Origin of the sequence: Pseudomonas sp. NFPP02 (assembly GCF_900119355.1) — a bacterium.
Classification (GTDB): domain Bacteria; phylum Pseudomonadota; class Gammaproteobacteria; order Pseudomonadales; family Pseudomonadaceae; genus Aquipseudomonas; species Aquipseudomonas paracarnis.
The window spans coordinates 57,242-78,225 of the sequence record NZ_FPJI01000016.1 but is presented as its reverse complement, the minus strand read 5'-3'; the positions used below and the strand labels follow the sequence as shown (position 1 = coordinate 78,225).

At 60.3% G+C, this 20,984-nt stretch carries 17 protein-coding genes; 6 read left to right on the top strand and 11 right to left on the bottom strand.

Translation table 11 applies throughout. The features are described 5' to 3' along the window. Positions 1-178: 178 nt before the first annotated feature. Entirely contained in the window at positions 179-1,039 is an 861-nt protein-coding gene (locus BT204_RS23685; protein ID WP_169856377.1) for a MurR/RpiR family transcriptional regulator, read from the top strand. Between the two features lie 188 nt (positions 1,040-1,227). Here the strand turns inward: BT204_RS23685 and BT204_RS23680 are convergent, their stop codons facing one another. The 10 genes from BT204_RS23680 to BT204_RS23630 all read right to left on the bottom strand — a co-directional run bounded on the left by BT204_RS23680 (position 1,228) and on the right by BT204_RS23630 (position 12,500). Continuing rightward, entirely contained in the window at positions 1,228-2,073 is an 846-nt protein-coding gene (locus BT204_RS23680) for a D-hexose-6-phosphate mutarotase (RefSeq protein ID WP_054918237.1), read from the bottom strand. A 98-nt stretch (positions 2,074-2,171) separates the two neighbouring features. After that, complete coding sequence (locus BT204_RS23675) at positions 2,172-3,518, bottom strand: carbohydrate porin (RefSeq protein WP_054918236.1); 1,347 nt, start codon at positions 3,516-3,518, stop codon at positions 2,172-2,174. Positions 3,519-3,603: 85 nt separating this feature from the next. Beyond that, on the bottom strand, positions 3,604-4,764 hold the full coding sequence (ugpC, locus tag BT204_RS23670; RefSeq protein WP_054918234.1) for an ABC transporter ATP-binding protein: 1,161 nt from the start codon (positions 4,762-4,764) through the stop codon (positions 3,604-3,606). 2 nt (positions 4,765-4,766) lie between these two features. Further along, complete coding sequence (locus BT204_RS23665; protein ID WP_003193763.1) at positions 4,767-5,612, bottom strand: carbohydrate ABC transporter permease; 846 nt, start codon at positions 5,610-5,612, stop codon at positions 4,767-4,769. Further along, positions 5,605-6,513: a carbohydrate ABC transporter permease gene (locus BT204_RS23660; protein WP_003193765.1), complete on the bottom strand. Its 909-nt coding sequence runs from the start codon at positions 6,511-6,513 to the stop codon at positions 5,605-5,607. Before BT204_RS23660 ends, BT204_RS23665 begins: the two co-directional genes overlap by 8 nt. Positions 6,514-6,682: 169 nt before the next feature. Further along, the gene (locus tag BT204_RS23650; protein ID WP_003193767.1) at positions 6,683-7,969 is read right to left on the bottom strand and encodes an ABC transporter substrate-binding protein; all 1,287 of its coding nucleotides are present in this window, start codon (positions 7,967-7,969) and stop codon (positions 6,683-6,685) included. 104 nt (positions 7,970-8,073) lie between these two features. Next, complete coding sequence (locus BT204_RS23645) at positions 8,074-9,333, bottom strand: D-mannose isomerase (RefSeq protein ID WP_054918228.1); 1,260 nt, start codon at positions 9,331-9,333, stop codon at positions 8,074-8,076. A 270-nt stretch (positions 9,334-9,603) separates the two neighbouring features. Then, the gene (locus tag BT204_RS23640; protein ID WP_054896699.1) at positions 9,604-10,428 is read right to left on the bottom strand and encodes a hypothetical protein; all 825 of its coding nucleotides are present in this window, start codon (positions 10,426-10,428) and stop codon (positions 9,604-9,606) included. 127 nt (positions 10,429-10,555) lie between these two features. Further along, entirely contained in the window at positions 10,556-11,554 is a 999-nt protein-coding gene (locus BT204_RS23635) for an NAD-dependent epimerase/dehydratase family protein (RefSeq protein ID WP_034128528.1), read from the bottom strand. A 52-nt stretch (positions 11,555-11,606) separates the two neighbouring features. Then, on the bottom strand, positions 11,607-12,500 hold the full coding sequence (locus tag BT204_RS23630; RefSeq protein WP_054896698.1) for a LysR family transcriptional regulator ArgP: 894 nt from the start codon (positions 12,498-12,500) through the stop codon (positions 11,607-11,609). Positions 12,501-12,600: 100 nt separating this feature from the next. On the opposite strand from BT204_RS23630, the gene BT204_RS23625 reads away from it, so the two are divergent. The 5 genes from BT204_RS23625 (at position 12,601) to BT204_RS23600 (ending at position 19,813) form a co-directional block, all read left to right on the top strand. After that, a complete protein-coding gene (locus BT204_RS23625; protein WP_034128530.1) occupies positions 12,601-13,200 on the top strand; it encodes a LysE/ArgO family amino acid transporter in 600 nt (199 codons plus the stop codon). A gap of 178 nt (positions 13,201-13,378) precedes the next feature. Beyond that, complete coding sequence (locus BT204_RS23620; RefSeq protein WP_003175739.1) at positions 13,379-13,975, top strand: superoxide dismutase; 597 nt, start codon at positions 13,379-13,381, stop codon at positions 13,973-13,975. A gap of 564 nt (positions 13,976-14,539) precedes the next feature. Next, entirely contained in the window at positions 14,540-16,591 is a 2,052-nt protein-coding gene (locus BT204_RS23610; RefSeq protein ID WP_054896697.1) for a putative bifunctional diguanylate cyclase/phosphodiesterase, read from the top strand. 126 nt (positions 16,592-16,717) lie between these two features. Then, positions 16,718-18,055: an imelysin family protein gene (locus BT204_RS23605; protein ID WP_072448467.1), complete on the top strand. Its 1,338-nt coding sequence runs from the start codon at positions 16,718-16,720 to the stop codon at positions 18,053-18,055. A gap of 303 nt (positions 18,056-18,358) precedes the next feature. Further along, a complete protein-coding gene (locus BT204_RS23600) occupies positions 18,359-19,813 on the top strand; it encodes a TrkH family potassium uptake protein (protein ID WP_003193780.1) in 1,455 nt (484 codons plus the stop codon). Here BT204_RS23600 and BT204_RS23595 read toward each other — a convergent pair. Then, positions 19,770-20,828, bottom strand: a complete 1,059-nt coding sequence (locus BT204_RS23595; RefSeq protein ID WP_054896696.1) for an AraC family transcriptional regulator — start codon at positions 20,826-20,828, stop codon at positions 19,770-19,772. The two genes, BT204_RS23600 and BT204_RS23595, sit on opposite strands and share 44 nt — an antisense overlap. Between the last annotated feature and the right edge of the window lie 156 nt (positions 20,829-20,984).

The following is a 20,984-nucleotide window of genomic DNA, read 5'->3' as shown; positions in this document are numbered from 1 at the left end:
TCAAGGCATCACTCAAGGAAAAATGTAGTAATAACCACAACATTTTCCCGAAATACGCATTGCGAGTGGTGGTGTTCAGCTACCCTCAGTAGGATAGGCCACCGCGAAAAGCCACTCATCGATTGGTTACCGCCTTTTTATTTGCATCGTCGCCCGAAGGAAAGACTGAATGGACCGCGTGCGAAATCTTCTGGAACAGATCCGGAACCGCCTCGAAGAATTGAACAAGGCCGAGCGCAAAGTCGCTGAAGTGATCCTGCTCAACCCGCAGCAGGCCACACGCTTCTCGATCGCCGCCCTCGCCCAGGCCGCCTCGGTCAGTGAACCGACGGTCAACCGCTTCTGCCGTTCATTCGGTGTCAGCGGTTACCCTGAACTCAAATTGCAGTTGGCGCAAAGCCTGGCCAGTGGCGCCGCGTATGTCAGCCGCGCCGTGGAGGCCGATGATAACCCCGAGGCCTACACCCAGAAGATCTTTGGCAGCGCCATTGCCTCTTTGGACAGTGCGTGCCAGGCCCTGGACCCGGCGCTGATCAGCAAGGCCGTGGACTTGTTGATCCAGGCGCGGCAAATCCACTTCTTTGGCCTCGGCGCTTCGGCCCCCGTCGCCATGGACGCGTTGCACAAGTTCTTCCGCTTCAACCTGGCGGTGACCGCCCATGCCGACGTGCTGATGCAACGCATGATCGCCTCGGTGGCGCACACCGGTGAGTTGTTCGTGATCATTTCCTACACCGGCCGTACCCGCGAGCTGGTGGAAGTGGCGCGTATCGCTCGGGAAAACGGTGCGTCAGTGCTGGGCGTGACCGCCGAAAACTCGCCGCTGGCCAAGGCCAGTACGGTGAGCCTGAACATCCCGTTGCCGGAAGACACGGATATCTACATGCCGATGACTTCTCGGATTATCCAATTGACGGTATTGGACGTATTGGCAACGGGTATGACCCTGCGTCGCGGAGTGGATTTCCAGCCGCATTTGCGCAAGATCAAAGAGAGCTTGAATGACAGCCGATATCCGGTGGGGGATGAATTCAACTAAATCCGTGTCAACTGATCGTTCCCACGCTCCGCGTGGGAATGCCTCACTGGACGCTCTGCGTCTGCCTTTAGCGTCGTGACGCGGAGCGTCATAGGCTGCATTCCCACGCGGAGCGTGGGAACGATCATGAATTCAACTAGCAGGCAGCTCTTCCAGCAGTACCTGCGATAGCGCCATCAGCCACACCGCTAAACCCCTGCCCTGGCCTGTAAACTCAAGTGGGCCCTCTCCCCCGGCGCCAGGCTCGCCGCCGCCATCGCCGCCTCTACGCACACAAACCCCGACGCTTCGTTAAAGCTCACGCCCAACAGCGGCCGGCTCCCCGGGTGCCACACCACCGTGTCGGCGCTGTCGCCGGTGTCGATGCACAGTTCACGCTGCCAGGCGTGGTCCTTGAGCTGCAATTCGCCCTCATGCTGGAACACCCGCTGGCATCCGCCATCGACCCGCAATTCACCTTCCTGCTGGCAAACCTGGCGATTGAGCTGGTCGTAACCTTGTGCTCCTTCGAGCCCAGACAGCGCTACCTCATCGACGTGACCAATACGCCAGTAAGCGTGCAATGCATGACTCAACTGGCACGGCAGCTCGTCGTGATGCTCGGTGCTCAGGCGCAGTTCCAGGGTGTCACCCAGGTGCGCGTGCAAGTCCACCTGCCAGTCGCACAGTTGCAATTGCCAGAGCAGGCGCACGCCGTCGTCATCGGTGCTGCTGTCGAGCAGTTTCCAGTCGATCAAGCGGGCCCATCCGTGGGACGGCCAGGCATTTTCGCTGGGGTGGCGGCCATACCACGGCCAGCACACCGGTACGCCACCACGGATAGCCCCGACTTGCGGCCATTTGGCGGCACACCACAGCCACGGCTTCTGGCCCGTAGGTTGAAAGTGCAGCAATTGCGCGCCCTGGCGACTGAACACCGCCTGGCACAGGGGGTGGTCGATCACCAACACATCGCGCATCTGAAAGCGCTCCCAGGCGAACACCGGACGCTCGCGCAGGGATTTGAAAAAGCGTTGCAGCGGTTGCTCGTGCATGTGCCCAGGTCCCGAATATCACAGTGCCACGCAAAAAAAAGCGGATAGCCATGGCTACCCGCAAATGCGCACAGAGAGAGGAGCTTATCGCAACAGCGTTAGAACGTAGACTGAATTTTCAGGCCCGCTACCAGCGCGTTGTCGACTTTATCCACGCCGCCAGGCTGGACAACGTACTGCAGGTTCGGACGCACAGTCAGCCAGTTGGTGACGTGGAAACCGTAGTTGAGTTCGACGTTGTATTCAGTCTCACGAATCGGCGTGTACAGCGGATTGTCGTAGTCGCTCACACCATTGGCGGCGTTGAGCAATTGAGAGTTCTTCTTCACGTCATCGTTGACATGCAGGCGAGCGACGCCAATGCCGACGTCATCTTTTGGACGCGCGTCGAATGGGCCTTTGTACACGAGCATCAACGACTGGTAGTTGTCGACCAGGTTGGTTTCCTTGTCATGGAAGGTCGCGTTGGCTGCAATGTTCAGGCCACGGGAAGCGTCGCCGTTATGGGTGGTGAGTTGCTGTTGCGCAACGAACCAGTAGCCTTTCTTGCTGCTGCGGGTACGGAAGTCGGCGCCGCTGAGGACCGCATCGTTACCGTTGACGTCTTCACGTACATCCGGAGCATCGGCCGCACTTTTATAGAAACCCACACGGTATTCGCCCGGCAGGTTATTAACCTTCGGCGACCAGACCAATTCCACCGGAATCACGGTGCCCTTGGTACCACTGCCGCTGAGTTTGAAGCCGTTGCCGTGCTCCAACTGCGACGGGTTCTGGTTGTAGGCACCGATTTGCGCATACAGCTCAGGCGTGATGTTGTATTTCACGCGGATAGCGGCCTGGGCGACCGGCCAGTTGTACCAGGTATTGACGTAGTTACCGACCTGCGAGCCGCAGAACGACAGGTTCTGGAAGTCGCAAGGGAAGGTGTTGAAGTCTTCGCCTTCACCGAAGTAACCGAGCTTCACGTCCAGCTTGTTGTCGAACATCTGGTGCTGAATCCAGAACTGGGTCAGACGCACCATGTGGCCACGGCCATACACTTCTTGCGAGGAACTCAAGGTGCCGGCACGCGGGTCGCCAATGCGGTCATTGGAGATGTTCTGGCCATTACGATTGGTCAACTGGATCTTGGCCTGGGTGTTATCCCAGCCCCACAGTTTTTGCAGGTCCAGCGCCACGCCCAGACCGAACTGGTCGGAGTAACGACCGGTCTTGTCGTCGTTGTAGCCGCCGTGGGCGTTGTAGCCCATCTCGCCCACGTAGTCGGCCTTGATGTCGATACCTTGCTCGATCAGCTTGGTACGCTCGCCGCCCCAATCGCCGGTCATCCACTTGGAATCGGCGCTGAATGCATCGGCCGCCATCGCATTGGCGGACAATACAAGGGCTGCTGCCGCTGACAGTTGGCAGATCAGCCGGGTGTTGTTGTGTTGCTTTTTCATCCCTACATCCTCGTCTTTATTGTTATTAAACTGTTTTTATCTAACGCGGGTTACATTTTTTAAATAAAACAATCACTTATCTTGCTCAACGCCCCTTGAACTGGGTCACATTGTCGGCATGCCCCTGTGCCGGCAATGAAGCCACTGCGCCCAACCGCTCACCGGTCTTGGCGTCAAACAGCAATACCTTGGCCGGGTCGAACTGCAAGGTTAGTGTCTCGCCCACTTGCGGTGCCACGTCCGGCGCCAAACGGCAGCAGACCTTGGTGTCATTGAGCTGCACAAACACCAGGGTGTCCGGGCCGGTAGGCTCGGTCACCTGCACTTCGGCGCGAATGCTCGACGAGCCGTTGCCCTCGCCCGCTGCCAGCACGATCTGCTCCGGGCGCAGGCCCAGGATCACATCGCGGTCTTCCAAACCGGCGTCATTCACGCCCAGCGGCAACTCGCAACGGGCCTGGCCGCTGTCGAGCAGCGCGACCAGACCACCATTCTGGCGTTTTAGACGCATGGGAACGAAGTTCATCGGTGGTGAACCGATAAAGCTTGCCACAAACAGGTTGGCAGGGTCGTTGTAAATTTCCTTCGGGGTGCCGAATTGCTGAATGATGCCGTCCTTCATCACCGCCACTTTGTCGCCCAGGGTCATCGCTTCGATCTGGTCGTGGGTCACGTAGACGGTGGTGGTTTTCAGACGCTGGTGCATCAGCTTCATTTCGGTACGCATCTCGACCCGTAGCTTGGCGTCGAGGTTGGACAGCGGTTCGTCGAACAGGTAGATCTTCGGCCTACGCGCCAGGGCACGGCCCATGGCCACGCGCTGTTGCTGGCCACCGGACAACTGGCCCGGCTTGCGGTTGAGCAGGTGTTCGATCTGCAGCAACTTGGCCACGCGCGCCACTTCGGCGTCGATGTCGGCTTGCGGCATCTTGCGGATCTTGAGGCCGAACTCGATGTTCTCGCGCACGCTCATGGTCGGGTACAGCGCGTAGGACTGGAACACCATGGCGATGTCACGGTCCTTGGGGCTCATGCCGCTCACGTCTTGATCACCGATCATGATCGCGCCGCCGGTGATGGTCTCAAGGCCGGCGATGCAGTTCATCAGCGTGGATTTACCACAGCCCGACGGGCCGACCAGGATGAGGAACTCGCCTTCCTTGATCGACAGTTCAATGTTCTTCAAGGTGTCGGGCAGGCCGGCGCCATAGGTCTTGTTTACATTGCGAAGTTCAAGCGTAGCCATGATTACCCCTTGACCGCGCCGGCCGTGAGGCCGCGCACGAAATACTTGCCTGCGATCACATAGACCAGCAGGGTCGGCAGCCCGGCGATCATCGCCGCCGCCATATCCACGTTATATTCCTTGGCCCCGGTACTGGTGTTGACCAGGTTGTTCAGCGCCACCGTGATGGGCTGGGAGTCGCCACTGGAGAACACCACACCGAACAGGAAGTCGTTCCAGATCTGGGTGAACTGCCAGATCAGGCAGACCATGATGATCGGCGTCGACATCGGCAGGATGATCCGGCGGAAGATGGTGAAAAAACCCGCTCCGTCCAGGCGTGCTGCCTTGATCAGCGCATCCGGGATGCTCACGTAGTAGTTACGGAAGAATAGCGTGGTGAACGCCAGGCCGTAGACCACGTGGATAAACACCAGGCCGGTGGTGGTGCTGGCCAGGCCCATCTTGCCGAGGGTGAACGACGCGGGCAGCAGCACAGTCTGGAACGGCAGGAAGCAGCCGAACAGCAGCAGGCCGAAGAACAGCTGCGAACCCCGGAAGCGCCAGAACGACAGCACGTAGCCGTTCAAGGCGCCAATGGCGGTAGAGATGAGCACAGCAGGAACGGTGATCTTGATCGAGTTCCAGAAGTAGCCATCCACGGTGGCCCAGGCCTTGACCCAGCCGATACCGCTGACCACGGTGGGCCAGCTCAGCAGGTTACCGGTGCTGATGTCTTCCGGGGTCTTGAAGCTGGTGAGCAGCATCACCACCAACGGCACCAGGTACAGCAGAACCGCCAGGATCAGCACCGCGTAGATCGCGATGCGGCTCAGGCTGATGGCAGGTTTGGCGGCGAGACTAGTCATTGCGCTTGGTCCTCAGCTCGGAATACAGGTACGGCACAATGATCGCGAGGATCGCACCGAGCATCAGGATCGCACTGGCCGAACCCATGCCCATCTGGCCGCGACTGAAGGTGAACGAGTACATGAACATAGCCGGCAGGTCGGACGAGTAGCCCGGGCCGCCTGCGGTCATTGCCGCCACCAGGTCGAAGCTCTTGATCGCAATGTGCGCCAGGATCATCACCGCACTGAAGAACACCGGGCGCAGGCTCGGCAGCACCACGCTCCAGTAGATACGCGGCAGGCTTGCGCCATCGATCTGCGCAGCGCGGATGATCGACTGATCAACACCGCGCAGGCCGGCGAGGAACATCGCCATGATAAAGCCCGAGGCTTGCCACACAGCGGCGATCACCAGGCAGTAGACCACGCGGTCCGGGTCGATCAGCCAGTCGAGACGGAAGCCTTCCCAGCCCCAGTCCCGCAGGAGTTTGTCCAGGCCCATGCCCGGGTTGAGCAGCCATTTCCAGGCGGTACCGGTGACGATCATGGAGAGCGCCATCGGGTACAGGTAAATGGTGCGGATAAAGCCTTCGCGGCGGATTTTCTGGTCGAGGAAAATCGCCAGCAGCACACCGATCACCAGGGTGATGCCGATGAACATGCCGCCGAACACGGCCAGGTTCTTGCTCGCCACCCACCAGCGGTCGTTATCGAACAGCCGCTGATACTGCGCCAGGCCCGCCCATTTGTAGCTGGGCAGGAAGGTCGAGGTGGTGAACGACAGCACGAACGTCCACAGGATGTAGCCATAAAAGCCCACCAGCACGATGAACATGCTCGGCGCCAGCACCAGTTTAGGGAGCCAGCGCTGCAGCACATCGAATGGCGAGGCCTTGCTGAACACAGCAACAGAACTCATGGGAAAATCCAGTACAGGGAAAAAGGACTACAGCCTGCAGGAACCCGCTTTTGTGGCGAGGGAGCTTGCTCCCGCTCGGCTGCGAAGCAGACGCTGTCTTTGGGGGCGCTTCGCACCCCAGCGGGAGCAAGCTCCCTCGCCACAGCAAGCCGGGTTCCTACATAGGGTGTTACTTGGCCGACTTGATCGCCGCGCCAAGCTTCTTGGCCGTGTCGGCCGGGTCGGCTTTCGGGTCGTTGATGAAGTTGGTCACGACATCAAAGAACGCACCTTGCACCGCCAGGGTGGTGGCCATGTTGTGCGCCATGCTTGGCTGCAGGCCGCCAGTCTTGGCGTCGGCCAGGAAGTCCTTGGCGGCGGTCTGGGCGCAGGAATCAAAGCCGTAGGATTCCATCTTGGTCAGCATGTCGTTACGCACAGGGATCGAGCCCTTGTTGATGCTGAACACCTTCTGGAAGTTTTCACCCAGCACTACTTTGGCGATGTCCTGCTGACCCGCAGCAGTGCCTTTGTCTTTCTGCTTGAACACCGCCAGGGAGTCGATGTTGTAGGTGAAGGCTTTATCAGTGCCCGGGAAAGCAACGCACTCATAATCCTTGCCGGCGACTTTCTTGGCGGCGGTCCATTCAGACTTGGCCCAGTCGCCCATGATCTGCATGCCGGCCTTGCCGTTGATGACCTTGCCAGCTTCCAGGTTCCAGTCCTGGCCCTTGCCGTCGACGTCCATGTAGGTCGCGACTTTCTTCAGCTCGGTGAGGGCCTTGACCATTTCCGGGCCGGTCAATGCGCCGTTATCCAGGTCGACCAGCGCTTTCTTGTAGCCATCAGCGCCCATTACCGAAAGCACCACCGCTTCGAACACGGTGCTGTCCTGCCAAGGCTGGCCGCCGTGGGCGAGCGCAATGAAGCCTGCAGCCTTGAGCTTGTCGCCCGCTGCGTAGAATTCTTCGAGGGTGGTTGGGTTCTTGGTGATGCCGGCTTTCTTGAAGACTTCCGGGTTGATCCACAGCCAGTTCACGCGATGGATATTCACCGGCACGGCCACGTAGTCACCGTCGTATTTCACGGTGTCGGAGACTTTCTTGTCGAGCAGCGAATCCCATTTTTCTTCTTTGGCGACGTCTTTGAGCACGTCGGTGTCGAGCAGGCCAGTAGAGGCCCATTCCTGGATATCGGGGCCTTTGATCTGGGCAACGCCTGGCGGGTTGCCAGCGACCGCACGGCTTTTCAGCACGGTCATGGCGGTGGCGCCACCGCCGCCTGCCACTGCACCGTCTTTCCAGGTGAAGCCGTCTTTCTCAACTTGGGCCTTCAGGACATCCACAGCCGCTTTTTCACCGCCGGAGGTCCACCAATGCACCACTTCCACCGTACCTTTGGAGTCGGCGGCAAATGCACTGAGGGGGAACAACGAGGCAATGGAAATAGCGACGGCGAGGCGATTAATCGCGTTCATCTGAGTACCTTTTCTTGTTGTTATGCATGCAAGTCTAGAGCTTGCGCTGCACGGAGTTTAAACATGGATTTTCGGGGCGCAGGTAACAAAGGGACGTACAAATGTCACCACCTGGTGACATAGCATCCGCTGCCCAATGCACTGGCCAGGCTGGGTGCCAAGGGCAGTGCAGGCAGCACGACCGCTTGCCAGGCATGGTACAGGTCAGGTTTGCCGCCCCAGATTTTACTGCTGGGTTGGTTGTGCGGGCTGAGTTCGTGGTGCCAACTGCCCTGGAGCCGGTCGATGAAGTGGGTTTCGCAAAACTCCCAGAAGCGTCGGTACCAGGTTTCGTAATGCAGCTCGCCGGTACGTTTGAGCAGCGCCTGAGCAGCGGCGCTGGCTTCAGCATGGGTCCAGTGCAGGCGCTCGCGTACCACCGGGCGCTGGTTCCAATCCAGAGTGTAGACAAGGCCCGGCGCACCATCCACCGCCCAGGCGTACTCGCAGGCACTGGCAAACAGGCCTTTGGCGTCGCTCACCAGCCAGTCCGGCGTGGCTAGCTTGGCCTTGAGGCGCGCAGCTTCAAGGTGCAGCAACAACCGCGCCCATTCGAAACCATGGCCGGGGGTGATGCCGTAGGGGCGAAAGCCATCGGCGGGGTTGTCTTGGTTGTAACCGAGCAACGGCTTCCAGTGCGCATCGAAATGTTCGATGACCATGAATTGATTGCCAGCGGCATGGGTGTGGATCACCCGTTCGACGATGCGCAGCGCACGGTCCAGCCAACGTGTATCACCACTGACATCGGCCAATGCCAGGAAAGCTTCGGTGGCGTGCATGTTGCTGTTGGCGCCACGATAGGCTTCGACGCCGCTCCAGTCCCGGGCAAAGGATTCAAGCATGACGCCCTCCTCTTCGCTCCAGAAGAACTGGTCGATGATATGGACGGCGTCGTTCATTAATGTGCGCGCACCCGGCGCGCCGGCCACCACGGCAGAGCTGGCGGCGAGGGCCACGAAGGCGTGCAGATAGGCGGCCTTGCCGGTGTTGCCATCAGCCGCCTGGGGCGCGGCGAACCAGCCACCGTGCTCACTGTCACGCAGCGGGCCGCTGAGCGCTGCCACACCGTGCGCCACCAGTTCGGCATAACCCGGCAACCCAATGGCATGGGCCATGGCAAAGCTGTGGGTCATGCGCGCGGTGTTCATGGTTTCGGCGCGAGCATTGGCCGGCAACTGGCCTTTATCGTCGAGGTTGCCGAACCCGTCCGGCAGGCGCGATGCCTTGGCGAACGCCAACAGGCGCTGGCCTTCCGCGGCGAGCCAAGCGTGATGGGCAGGTGCATTCAGCCAACTGCTGGCAGGCAGTGGGTGGGTGGTCATGGGTGGCCCTTATTGTTTTTTTGGGATGACCGGAGTCTAAACAAGGGCACGGCAGGGGCAAGTAACGAAGGGGAAAAGAAATGTCACCGAGTGGTGACAATCAACACCTTAATGTAGGAGCGAGCTTGCTCGCGAAAAGCTCACAAGCGCCGCGTTTATTCCAGGAAACCTGCGTGATCGTTAACGTTTTTTGCGAGCAAGCTCGCTCCTGCAGAGAACGATTCAGATCGTTCGCACGCAGAGCGTGGGAACGATCCTGTCCGGTCTACATCATTGACCCAGTGGGGTGACCGCAGCAGGCGCATTGAGACGCTGATTCAAGTTCTGCACCTGGCTCTGCAAGGTGGTGATATTGCGCGTGGTCTGGATGCGGAACACGTCAAATTCCTTGTTGGTCGGCGCGTCGATATTGGCCGGTTGGTTTTCCTGGGCGCTCTTGAGCACCAGCACGTCCTGCTCGAGGCGGGCGATGGCCGCGCTTGGGTTGCCTTGTTTCTTCAAGGCCGCCACATCGGTGGCCAGGCCCTTGCTCTCGGCCTGTGCTGCCGTGAGGCTGGTGACCGCGTCAGTGAGGGCCTGCACCTGGCCTTGCAGCTTGGTATTGGCCGCTGTCAGCTCGGTGTTGCTGGCGCTCATCTGGGCCAGGCGGCTGTCAAGTTCGGTGGTTTGACCGGCGACGCCCAACTGTTGCTTACCCTGCTCCTGCAACTGGGCTTCCAGTTGCTTGATCTGCAGCTTCAAGGCTTCGCTGCCGTTGTTCACATTCGCTTCGCTGGCCACGACCTTGCCGGAAATCGCCTGTAGCCGTCCTGCCGCTTCCTCGCTGATGCGGGCAAAGCTTTCCTGGGTGGCAACCAACTGCTGGCCCATCAGGGAAATCTGCTGGAAGCTCCACCAGGCCAGGCCCGCAAAGGCGATCAACAGCGCACCGACCAGTGCCCACAACGGGCCAGTGCTGGCGCTCTTGACCTTGACCACGGGCGTCGTTCGCGAACGCACCGACGTCGCGGGGGTCGGCACGAAATCATCGTCATCCCCAAGGTCGGCCCGCAGGCTGGGAACGTTGTCGAAGTCGTCTTTAGCATCGTTGCGCATGAATCTACCCTGAATCAATGAGATGGCTGGCTGTAAAGCCGAGCGGCAGGAGTATAAACCGCACTCCCGGCGCATGGATCGACTCGGAACCTGGAATGGGGTTCCCGAAGTGTTGCTGCTTATGAGGTTATTGGCGGCCCGGGTCCTGGGCTTTCCACCAACTGCAGAACTCGTCGAGCGCGGCCCACAGGCTGACCTTGGGCTCGTAGTCGAGATAATGCCTGGCGCGACTGATGTCGAGGGTGAAGTTTTTATTCATCACTTGCATGCCCAGACGCGATAACGCCGGTTCCGGCCGCCCCGGCCACATCGCGCAGAATGCCTCGTTCAACGCCGCCACGCTGTAGGACAAACCGTAGGATCGATAGCGGGTCACTTGGGGCAGCTCCATCTGCCGCATCACGTAGTTCACCACATCCCAGATCGGCACCGGTGCGCCATTGCTGATGTTGTAGGCTTTGCCCAGGGCCGAGCCGGTGGCGAGCAAACTGCTGAGCAGCGCCTCGTTGAGGTTGTGCACGCTGGTGAAGTCGACTTTGTTCAAACCGTCGCCGACGATCGCCAGACGGTTCTTGCGCTGCATTTTCAGCAAGCGCGGGAAGATACTCATATCGCCGGCCCCGGTGACAAAGCGTGGGCGCAGGGCTATCACTTGCAGGCCGAACTCCTGGGCGCCGAACACCTTCTGCTCGGCCAGGTACTTGGTAGCGGCATAGGGATGCTTGAAACGCTTGGGCACTTGCTCTTCGGTGAGCCCAAGGTGATCGCGACCGTCAAAATAGATCGACGGCGACGACAGGTGCACAAGGCGCCCCACGCGCTGTTTCAGGCAGGCTTCGACGACGTTTTCGGTGACCAATACGTTGTTCTGGTGGAAGTCCTGGTACTTGCCCCACAGCCCAACGGCGCCGGCGCAATGCACCACGGCTTCGACATCGCGGCACAGGTCACGCACAAGGTCGGCATCATTCAAATCACCCTGGATGAACTCGGCACCGCGCCGCACCAGGTGTTCCACACCCTCGGCGCGCCGCCCGTTGACCCGCACGTCCAGGCCCTGCTCAAGGGCGAAGCGCGCAAAGCGCCCGCCAATGAAGCCGCTTGCGCCGGTGACCAGAATTTTCATGTCGTACTCCGTGTTCTTTCATTTTTCATCGCTCTTGCCTTGACGCGCGCCATCACTCCAACGGCACCAACCAATGACCACACACATCGGCCAGATGGTCGGTCAACAAGCCCAACAGTTGCCCGCCACTGCGCCAATGATGCCAGTACAGCGGCACATCGATGGGCTTATCTGGCAATAACTCGACCAATACACCGGTTTCCAACTGGTCGCGCACCTGCAATTCAGGCACCAGGCCCCACCCCAAGCCGGCTTCCGTCAGGCGGATAAAACCTTCGGATGACGGGCATAGATGGTGTTCGAAACCACCGTCCACGCCAAGGGACGCCAGGTAGCGGTGCTGCAGGAAATCATCCGGGCCGAACACCAGCGCAGGCGTGCGCGCCAATTGGTCGGCCCGCACGCCTCCAGGAAAATGCCGCGCCAGAAAGGCCGGGCTGGCCAGCGCCCGATAACGCATGGCGCCCAGCAACAGGCTGCGAGCACCGGCCACAGGACGCTCGCTGGCACAAATGCAGGCCGCCACTTCACCGGCGCGCATGCGCTTGAGGCCCACGGTCTGGTCTTCGACCACCAGGTCCAGCAACACATGCTGTTCGGCGCAGAAGTCGCTGACTGCCTCGGCCCACCAAGTGGCGAGGCTGTCGGCATTCAGGGCAATGCGCAGGCGCTCAGGCATGCCCTCCTCGTCCAGGGCCGGCACCTGGCTTTGCAGGTCACGCTCCAGCAAACGCACCTGCTGCACATGGTTGAGCAGGCGCCGACCGATATCGGTGGGCGTTGGCGGCGAGGCCCGTATCAACACCGGCTGGCCGACGCGCGCCTCCAATAGCTTGATGCGTTGGGAAATGGCTGATTGCGACAGCCCCAACACCTGGGCACCGCGCTCAAAGCCGGCTTGTTCCACCACCGCCGCCAGGGCGGAAAGCAATTTATAGTCGAACATCAGTTTCTCTAATGAGCGATCAGCAATATTGGTTTTTCTTATACAGCCCCGACCCGCACCATAGCCAGCATCGTTTGAGCATCAACAAGGATCTCCCTCTATGTGGCAAAGCTATATGAACGGTTTGCTGGTGGCCCTCGGGTTGATCATGGCAATCGGCAGCCAAAATGCATTCGTACTCGCGCAGAGCCTGCGCCGCGAACACCACTTACCCGTGGCGGCGTTGTGTGTGATCTGCGACGCACTGCTAGTGGCCGCTGGGGTATTCGGGCTGGCCACCGTGCTGGCGCAGAGCCCGATACTGCTGGCGGTGGCACGCTGGGGCGGCGCAGCGTTCTTGCTCTGGTATGGCGCATGCGCGCTGCGCAGGGCGTGCTCCAAGCAGAGCCTGGACCAAAGCGACACCCTCAAGACGCGCTCATTGCGCGCTGTGCTGCTGAGCGCTTTGGCGGTCACCTTGCTCAACCCCCATGTCTACCTGGATACCGTCCTGCTGATCGGCTCCCTGGGCGCGCAACAAACCGAACCCGGTGCCTACGTAGCCGGTGCAGCCAGTGCATCGTTCCTGTGGTTCGCAACCCTGGCGCTGGGTGCGGCATGGTTGGCACCCTGGCTGGCACGCCCGGCCACCTGGCGCCTGCTGGACCTGCTGGTGGCCGCGATGATGTTCTCGGTGGCCTATCAACTGATCAGCGCCTGAGCAATATTCCAAAACGCTCTGGAACCTCTATCCCACACAGTTGTTGCGTGGTTATGCCGCACCCCCGGTGCTATGATCGGCCCCCTGCGCCGCAAAGAGTACAAACTCCCCGGCGCATGTTTGGCCGCCCGTGATCGGCCTTGCGCTCACCGCAACTGACCTGATTAGGAGAATCATCATGGCTTTCGAATTGCCGCCGCTGCCCTACGCACACGATGCCCTGCAGCCGCACATCTCCAAGGAAACCTTGGAATACCACCACGACAAGCACCACAACACCTATGTCGTGAACCTGAACAACCTGGTGCCTGGCACCGAGTTCGAAGGCAAGACCCTGGAAGAGATCGTCAAGTCTTCCTCGGGTGGCATCTTCAACAACGCCGCTCAGGTCTGGAACCATACTTTCTACTGGAACTGCCTGGCGCCGAACGCCGGCGGCCAACCAACCGGCGCACTGGCTGAAGCCATCAACGCTGCGTTCGGTTCGTTCGACAAGTTCAAGGAAGAGTTCACCAAGACTTCGGTCGGCACCTTCGGTTCCGGTTGGGGCTGGCTGGTGAAAAAGGCTGACGGTTCCCTGGCCCTGGCCAGCACCATCGGCGCCGGCAACCCGCTGACCAACGGCGACACCCCGCTGTTGACCTGCGACGTCTGGGAACACGCCTACTACATCGACTACCGCAACGTGCGTCCAAAGTATGTAGAAGCGTTCTGGAACCTGGTCAACTGGAAGTTCGTGGCTGAGCAGTTCGAAGGCAAGACCTTCACTGCCTAAGCGACGCTTGCAGTAAAAAGAGCCCGGCGATTGCCGGGCTTTTTCATGGGCGCCCTGATTGCCATGCCAGAAATCCCGGAACCCAACGGTAACTATTCACCACACAAACGCCAGGAGGAATAAACCTCCTGAATCAATGTGGAGAATGACAATGGATCCTATTTCAACGGCCGCGGGTGCAGTGCCAATGTTATCCGGTCTTCTTGAGAAGGGAATGGACCTGGCGAAAAGCGCACTGGACTTGACGAACAAACTCGTAGACATAGCGGGTGAACAGTCAAAGGTCGGAGGGGAAGAGCAACAGCCAGAGGGTAAGATCAATTTTTGAGAGCGTCGCCAAACAGAAGGCGGATCTGTTCCGCCTTCTTCTTCTCTGCCCGGCGTCCAGCCCACGCCCGGCCCTTTGCCCACGCCTCAAACGTCCTGACATAAGCGGGTATCCCTCCACGTTTATCCAGCCCCTTCAATTAATCTCAAGCCCGAATGTCCCTTTGACTGCCATCACCAGATTGCCAATACTCATGGCATATTGACGGCCACCCGCATGAGACAAGGAATGCCCCTTTGAAGCTGGAACTCAAGAACAGCTTGTCGGTGAAGTTGCTACGGGTTGTGCTGCTTTCGGCATTGATCGTGGGTGTGGCGCTGAGCGTGGCGCAGATCGTTTTTGATGCCTACAAGACGCGCCAGGCCGTGGCGGGCGATGCCCAGCGCATCCTCGACATGTTTCGCGACCCCTCGACCCAGGCCGTGTACAGCCTGGATCGCGAGATGGGCATGCAGGTGATCGAAGGTCTGTTCCAGGACGACGCTGTGCGCATGGCTTCCATCGGGCACCCCAACGAGACCATGCTGGCGGAAAAAAGCCGTCCTTTACAGCAGTCGCCCAGCCGCTGGTTGACCGACCTGATTCTTGGCCAGGAACGCTCCTTTACTACTGCGTTGGTGGGCAAGGGCCCCTACAGCGAATATTACGGCGACCTGAGCATCACCCTCGACACCGCCACCTATGGCCGAAGTTTTCTGGTCAGCTCGGTCATCATCTTTATCTCGGGCGTATTGCGCGCCCTGGTCATGGGGCTGGTGCTGTACCTGGTGTATCACTGGATGCTCACCAAACCGCTGTCGCGGATGATCGAGCACCTGACCTCGATCAACCCGGACCGCCCCAGCGAGCACAAGATCCCTCAGCTCAAGGGCCACGAACGCAACGAACTGGGGCAGTGGATAAACACCGCCAACCAATTGCTCGAATCCATCGAGCGCAATACCCACCTGCGCCACGAGGCCGAATCGAGCCTGTTGCGCATGGCCCAATACGACTTCCTGACCGGCCTGCCGAACCGCCAGAAGTTGCAGGCGCAACTGGACAAAATCCTCACGGACGCCGGCCGCCGGCAACGCCGTGTCGCGGTGTTGTGCGTGGGGCTGGATGATTTCAAGAGCGTCAACGAGCAATTCACCTACCAGGCCGGCGACAAACTCTTGTTGGCGCTGGCTGATCGCTTGCGCGCCCATAGTGGCCACCTGGGCACGCTCGCCCGCCTGGGCGGCGACCAGTTCGCCCTGGTGCAAGCCGATATCGACCAGCCCTACGAAGCCGCCGAACTGGCGCAAAGCATCCTTGATGACCTGGAAGCAGAGTTCGCCCTTGAGCATGACCTGATCCGCCTGCGCGCCACCATCGGCATCACGCTGTTCCCGGAAGATGGCGACAGCACCGAGAAGTTGCTCCAGAAAGCCGAGCAGACCATGACCCTGGCCAAGAGCCGCTCGCGCAACCGCTATCAGTTTTATATCGCCAGCGTCGACAGCGAAATGCGCCGGCGTCGTGAACTGGAGAAAGACTTGCGAGACGCCTTGGGCCGCGAGCAGTTTCACTTGGTGTACCAACCACAAATCAGCTATCTCGACCATCACGTGGTCGGTGTGGAAGCCCTGCTGCGCTGGCAACACCCGGAACATGGGCTGGTACCGCCGGACTTGTTCATTCCGTTGGCGGAACAGAACGGCACCATCATTCCCATCGGCGAATGGGTGCTGGACCAGGCGTGTCGGCAACTGCGCGAATGGCATGACCAGGGTTTCACCGCGCTGCGCATGGCCGTCAACCTGTCCACCGTGCAACTGCACCACACCGAGTTGCCGCGGGTGGTCAACAACCTGATGCAGATCTATCGCCTGCCGCCCCGCAGCTTGGAGCTGGAAGTGACCGAGACCGGCCTGATGGAAGACATCAGCACCGCAGCCCAGCACCTGCTGAGCCTGCGTCGCTCCGGCGCGCTGATCGCCATTGATGACTTCGGCACCGGCTACTCATCCTTGAGTTACCTCAAGAGCCTGCCCCTGGACAAGATCAAGATCGACAAGAGCTTCGTCCAGGACCTGCAGGACGACGACGATGACGCCACCATCGTGCGCGCCATTATCCAATTGGGCAAAAGCCTGGGCATGCAGGTGATTGCCGAAGGCGTGGAGACTGCCGAACAGGAGGCCTACATCATCTCCGAGGGGTGCCATGAGGGGCAGGGTTATCACTACAGCAAACCGCTGCAGGCCCGGGAGTTGACGGCTTATCTGAAGCAGTCCGAGCGCAATAACGCCGTGAGTCTTTGAATTTACACTTCGATACTCAATATTTCCCGCGTATAAGCCTTTACACAAAATGCAAATCTTTCGCATTATGTCGCAGCGTTTGCGCTCCCCGCGCGCCCTTTCAACAACCGAAGCAGGATGTTCGCCATGATTCGTATGCCCCTGGCCACCGCCAGTCTGCTGGCCATTGCCATTTCTCTCGCCGGTTGCGGCGAAGGTAAAGACAAGGCCGCCGCGCCCCAGGCACCCGCTGCCGCCAGCACTACCGCACCGGCGGCTGCCCCGGCTGGCCAGGTCGACGAAGCGGCCGCCAAGGCCGTGGTCGCGCACTACGCAGACATGGTGTTTGCGGTGTACAGCGATGCCGAATCCACCGCAAAAACCCTGCAGACCGCAATCGATACCTTCCTCGCCAACCCGAACGACGAAACCCTGAAAGCGGCCCGTACCGCCTGGGTCGCCGCACGCGTACCCTACCTGCAGAGCGAAGTATTCCGCTTCGGCAACACCATCATCGACGACTGGGAAGGCCAGGTGAACGCCTGGCCCCTGGACGAAGGCCTGATCGACTACGTCGACAAGTCCTACGAGCACGCGCTGGGCAACCCAGGTGCGAACGCCAATATCATCGCCAATAACGAGATCCAGGTCGGCGAAGACAAGGTCGACGTCAAGGAGATCACTCCGGAAAAACTCGCCAGCCTCAATGAACTGGGCGGTTCCGAAGCGAACGTCGCCACCGGCTACCACGCCATCGAATTCCTGCTGTGGGGCCAGGACCTCAACGGCACCGGCCCAGGCGCGGGTAACCGCCCGGCATCGGACTACATGACCGGTGACGGTGCAACCGGCGGCCACAACGAGCGTCGCCGCACTTACCTGCGCGCCGTCACCCAACTGCTGGTCAGCGACCTGCAGGAAATGGTCGGCAACTGGAAGCCCAACGTCGAAGACAACTACCGCGCCACCCTGGAGTCGGAACCTGCGACCGATGGCCTGCGCAAAATGCTGTTCGGCATGGGCAGCCTGTCTCTGGGCGAACTCGCCGGGGAGCGCATGAAAGTATCCCTGGAAGCCAACTCGCCAGAAGACGAGCAAGACTGCTTCAGCGACAACACCCATTACTCGCACTTCTACGACGCCAAGGGCATCCGTAACGTCTACCTGGGCGAATACACCCGTGTTGACGGCACCAAGCTGACCGGCGCCAGCCTGTCGTCCCTGGTGGCCAAGGCCGACCCGGCAGCCGATGCAGCCCTCAAGGCTGACCTGGCCGCCACCGAAGCGAAGATCCAGGTGATGGTTGACCACGCCAACAACGGCGAGCACTACGACCAGTTGATCGCCGCCGACAATGAAAAGGGCAACCAGATCGTGCGTGACTCGATTGCCGCCCTGGTCAAGCAGACCGGCTCGATCGAGGCTGCTGCCGGCAAGCTGGGCATCAGCGACCTGAACCCGGACAGCGCTGATCACGAGTTCTGATCAAGCGCAGTTGAAAGAGGCGACCTGCGGGTCGCCTTTTTCATGCGCGCAATAACTGCCGCCGTTATACCTGTGGGAGCTGGCTTGCCTGCGATGGCGGTGGTTCAGTCGACTGATCTGTAACTGACACACCGCCATCGCAGGCAAGCCAGCTCCCACATTGGATTGCGGGGCGTCAGGTGGATATCCGCCGGCTGGCAGGCCAGCTCCCACAGGGGTTCTCCATCAACCGGCAGCCCTTGGTTTACAAGACCTGCACCGCAGGTAGAATGGCGCCTCTGCCCAATCACCCGAGCGAACTTCATGGCGTTGCCGACCCTGCGCATCATCGGTTTCATCATCGGCATCTTCCTGATCACCCTTGCGGTCGCCATGGTGATCCCGATGGCGACCCTGGTGATCTTCGAACGCACCAGCGACCTGCCCTCGTTCCTGTGGGCCAGCCTGATCACCTTTATCGCCGGCCTGGCGCTGGTCATCCCTGGTCGCCCAGAGCACGTGCACCTGCGCCCCAGGGACATGTACCTGCTGACGGTCAGTAGTTGGGTGGTGGTGTGCATCTTCGCCGCCCTGCCCTTTTTGCTGACCCAGCACATCAGCTACACCGACTCGTTCTTCGAAAGCATGTCCGGCATCACCGCCACAGGCTCCACCGTGTTGAGCGGGCTGGACAGCATGTCGCCGGGCATCTTGATGTGGCGTTCGCTGCTGCACTGGCTCGGCGGTATCGGCTTTATCGGCATGGCGGTGGCGATCCTGCCGCTGCTGCGCATTGGTGGCATGCGCCTGTTCCAGACCGAATCCTCGGACCGCTCGGAAAAGGTCATGCCTCGTTCACACATGGTGGCGCGCCTGATCGTGGCGGCGTATGTGGGCATCACTATCTTCGGCAGCCTGGCCTTCTGGTGGGCCGGAATGGGCGTGTTCGATGCGATCAACCATGCGATGTCGGCGATTTCCACGGGCGGGTTTTCCACCTCGGACGAGTCCCTGGCCCATTGGAAACAACCGGCGGTGCATTGGGTCGCGGTGGTGGTGATGATCCTGGGCAGCTTGCCGTTCGCCCTGTACGTGGCCACTTTACGTGGTAACCGTCGGGCGCTGATCAAGGACCAGCAGGTGCAAGGCTTGCTCGGCCTGTTGCTGGTGACCTGGCTGGTACTCGGCACCTGGTACTGGTGGACCACCAACCTGCATTGGCTCGATGCCTTGCGCCATGTGGCGCTGAACGTGACGTCTGTGGTGACTACCACCGGCTTTGCACTGGGGGATTACAGCTTGTGGGGCAACTTCTCACTGATGCTGTTTTTCTACCTGGGCTTTATCGGCGGCTGCTCGGGCTCCACCGCGGGCGGTATCAAAATCTTCCGTTTCCAGGTGGCCTACATCCTGCTCAAGGCCAACTTGAATCAGTTGATCCATCCGCGCGCGGTGATCAAGCAGAAGTACAACGGCCATCGCCTCGATGAAGAGATTGTGCGGTCGATCCTGACTTTTTCGTTTTTCTTCGCCATCACCATCTGCATGATCGCCCTGGCCCTGTCGCTGCTAGGCGTGGACTGGATGACCGCGTTGACCGGCGCCGCCAGTACCGTTTCCGGCGTGGGCCCCGGCCTGGGCGAAACCATCGGCCCGGCCGGCAACTTCGCCACCCTGCCGGATGCCGCCAAGTGGATCCTGTCCCTGGGCATGTTGTTGGGGCGCCTGGAGATCATCACCGTGTTTGTGTTGTGCATTCCGGCGTTCTGGCGTCACTGACCGACGACGTTTGCTGCAAGCGCGCCCGGTATTCACCGGGCGTGGCATCGAACCAGCGGCGAAACGCGCGGAAAAAGTTGCTCGGGTCGGCAAACCCCAGCAGGTAAGCGATTTCCAGCAAGGTCATGCTGGGTTGTGCCAGGTACTGCTCGGCCAGTTCGCGCCGGGTGTCATCAAGCAAGGCCTGGAAGCTGGTGCCCTCCTCCTGCAGCCGCCGCTGCAAGGTGCGCTGGGACAGGTGCAACGTCTGGGCCACGGCTTCGCGCTTGGGCTCGCCCTGAGGCAACAGGCGGCACAGCACCTGACGCGCCTTGTGGGTCACGCGGCTTTCGGAAAAACGCGCCAGGTATTCACCGGCAAAGCGATCATGCAACAGCGCCATGGCTTCGTTGGCCGTGGGCAGCGGCGCCTCCATGTCCGCCTGCTCGAAAATCAGCGCGTCATAGGGTGCATTGAATTGCAAAGGCGCATGAAAGGCCTGTTGGTAGGGCGCCAGGTCCGCTGGCTGCTCGCCTTGCAGCAGCACTTTGCGGGGCTGCAGGGTGCGCCCGGTGAGCCAGCCGCACAGGGCCAGGGCGCTGGCCAGCGAGGCTTCGGCGCTTTGACGGGTCGGCGGCAGGTGATCGCCATGCACCGTCAGAATCAACGCATAGCCTTCGGGTAACAGTCGAAAACTCAAATCAGCGCTTTCGGCGATGATGCGCTGGTAGCGCACCAATCGCATAAAACCTTCGGCCAGGGTGTTGCTGGACATCAACGCATAACCGGCAACGTGAAACGAGGCCGGGCGCACCACCTTGCCCATGTTCAGGCCAATCGCCGGGTTACCCGACACCTCTACCGCGCGTTGCCACAGGCGGGTCATGGCGTCTTGCGGGAAGCGCGCATCGGGGTCACTGAGGGCGGCGTAGTCCAGGCCCAGTTGCTTGAACAAGGCACGGCAATCCAGGCCATCCATTTCCAGCGCCTTGACGATGCCCATCGCCCAGCTTGCAGAAGTTGTTCGTTCGCTCATGGCGTCTTCTTGTTGAAAGCAGGCTCAAACGGCAGCCAGGAAGCCAAGGATACTAAAGTGGCATCTATTGTCACTGGCTGTTAGCACTGATCACTCTAGACTCAAATAAGCTCCCCGCCGCGCACCCGTTGGCGGCACAGCAACCAGAGGGCCGGT

Bases quoted from the DNA above. Each gene is read 5' to 3' on its own strand.
- BT204_RS23680 (WP_054918237.1), bottom strand. From the start codon at position 2,073: ATGCACGAGCAACCGCTGCAACGCTTTTTCAAATCCCTGCGCGAGCGT.
- BT204_RS23675 (WP_054918236.1), bottom strand. From the start codon at position 3,518: ATGAAAAAGCAACACAACAACACCCGGCTGATCTGCCAACTGTCAGCG.
- ugpC (WP_054918234.1), bottom strand. From the start codon at position 4,764: ATGGCTACGCTTGAACTTCGCAATGTAAACAAGACCTATGGCGCCGGC.
- BT204_RS23665 (WP_003193763.1), bottom strand. From the start codon at position 5,612: ATGACTAGTCTCGCCGCCAAACCTGCCATCAGCCTGAGCCGCATCGCG.
- BT204_RS23660 (WP_003193765.1), bottom strand. From the start codon at position 6,513: ATGAGTTCTGTTGCTGTGTTCAGCAAGGCCTCGCCATTCGATGTGCTG.
- BT204_RS23650 (WP_003193767.1), bottom strand. From the start codon at position 7,969: ATGAACGCGATTAATCGCCTCGCCGTCGCTATTTCCATTGCCTCGTTG.
- BT204_RS23645 (WP_054918228.1), bottom strand. From the start codon at position 9,333: ATGACCACCCACCCACTGCCTGCCAGCAGTTGGCTGAATGCACCTGCC.
- BT204_RS23640 (WP_054896699.1), bottom strand. From the start codon at position 10,428: ATGCGCAACGATGCTAAAGACGACTTCGACAACGTTCCCAGCCTGCGG.
- BT204_RS23635 (WP_034128528.1), bottom strand. From the start codon at position 11,554: ATGAAAATTCTGGTCACCGGCGCAAGCGGCTTCATTGGCGGGCGCTTT.
- BT204_RS23630 (WP_054896698.1), bottom strand. From the start codon at position 12,500: ATGTTCGACTATAAATTGCTTTCCGCCCTGGCGGCGGTGGTGGAACAA.
- BT204_RS23625 (WP_034128530.1), top strand. From the start codon at position 12,601: ATGTGGCAAAGCTATATGAACGGTTTGCTGGTGGCCCTCGGGTTGATC.
- BT204_RS23620 (WP_003175739.1), top strand. From the start codon at position 13,379: ATGGCTTTCGAATTGCCGCCGCTGCCCTACGCACACGATGCCCTGCAG.
- BT204_RS23605 (WP_072448467.1), top strand. From the start codon at position 16,718: ATGATTCGTATGCCCCTGGCCACCGCCAGTCTGCTGGCCATTGCCATT.
- BT204_RS23600 (WP_003193780.1), top strand. From the start codon at position 18,359: ATGGCGTTGCCGACCCTGCGCATCATCGGTTTCATCATCGGCATCTTC.
- BT204_RS23595 (WP_054896696.1), bottom strand. From the start codon at position 20,828: ATGAGCGAACGAACAACTTCTGCAAGCTGGGCGATGGGCATCGTCAAG.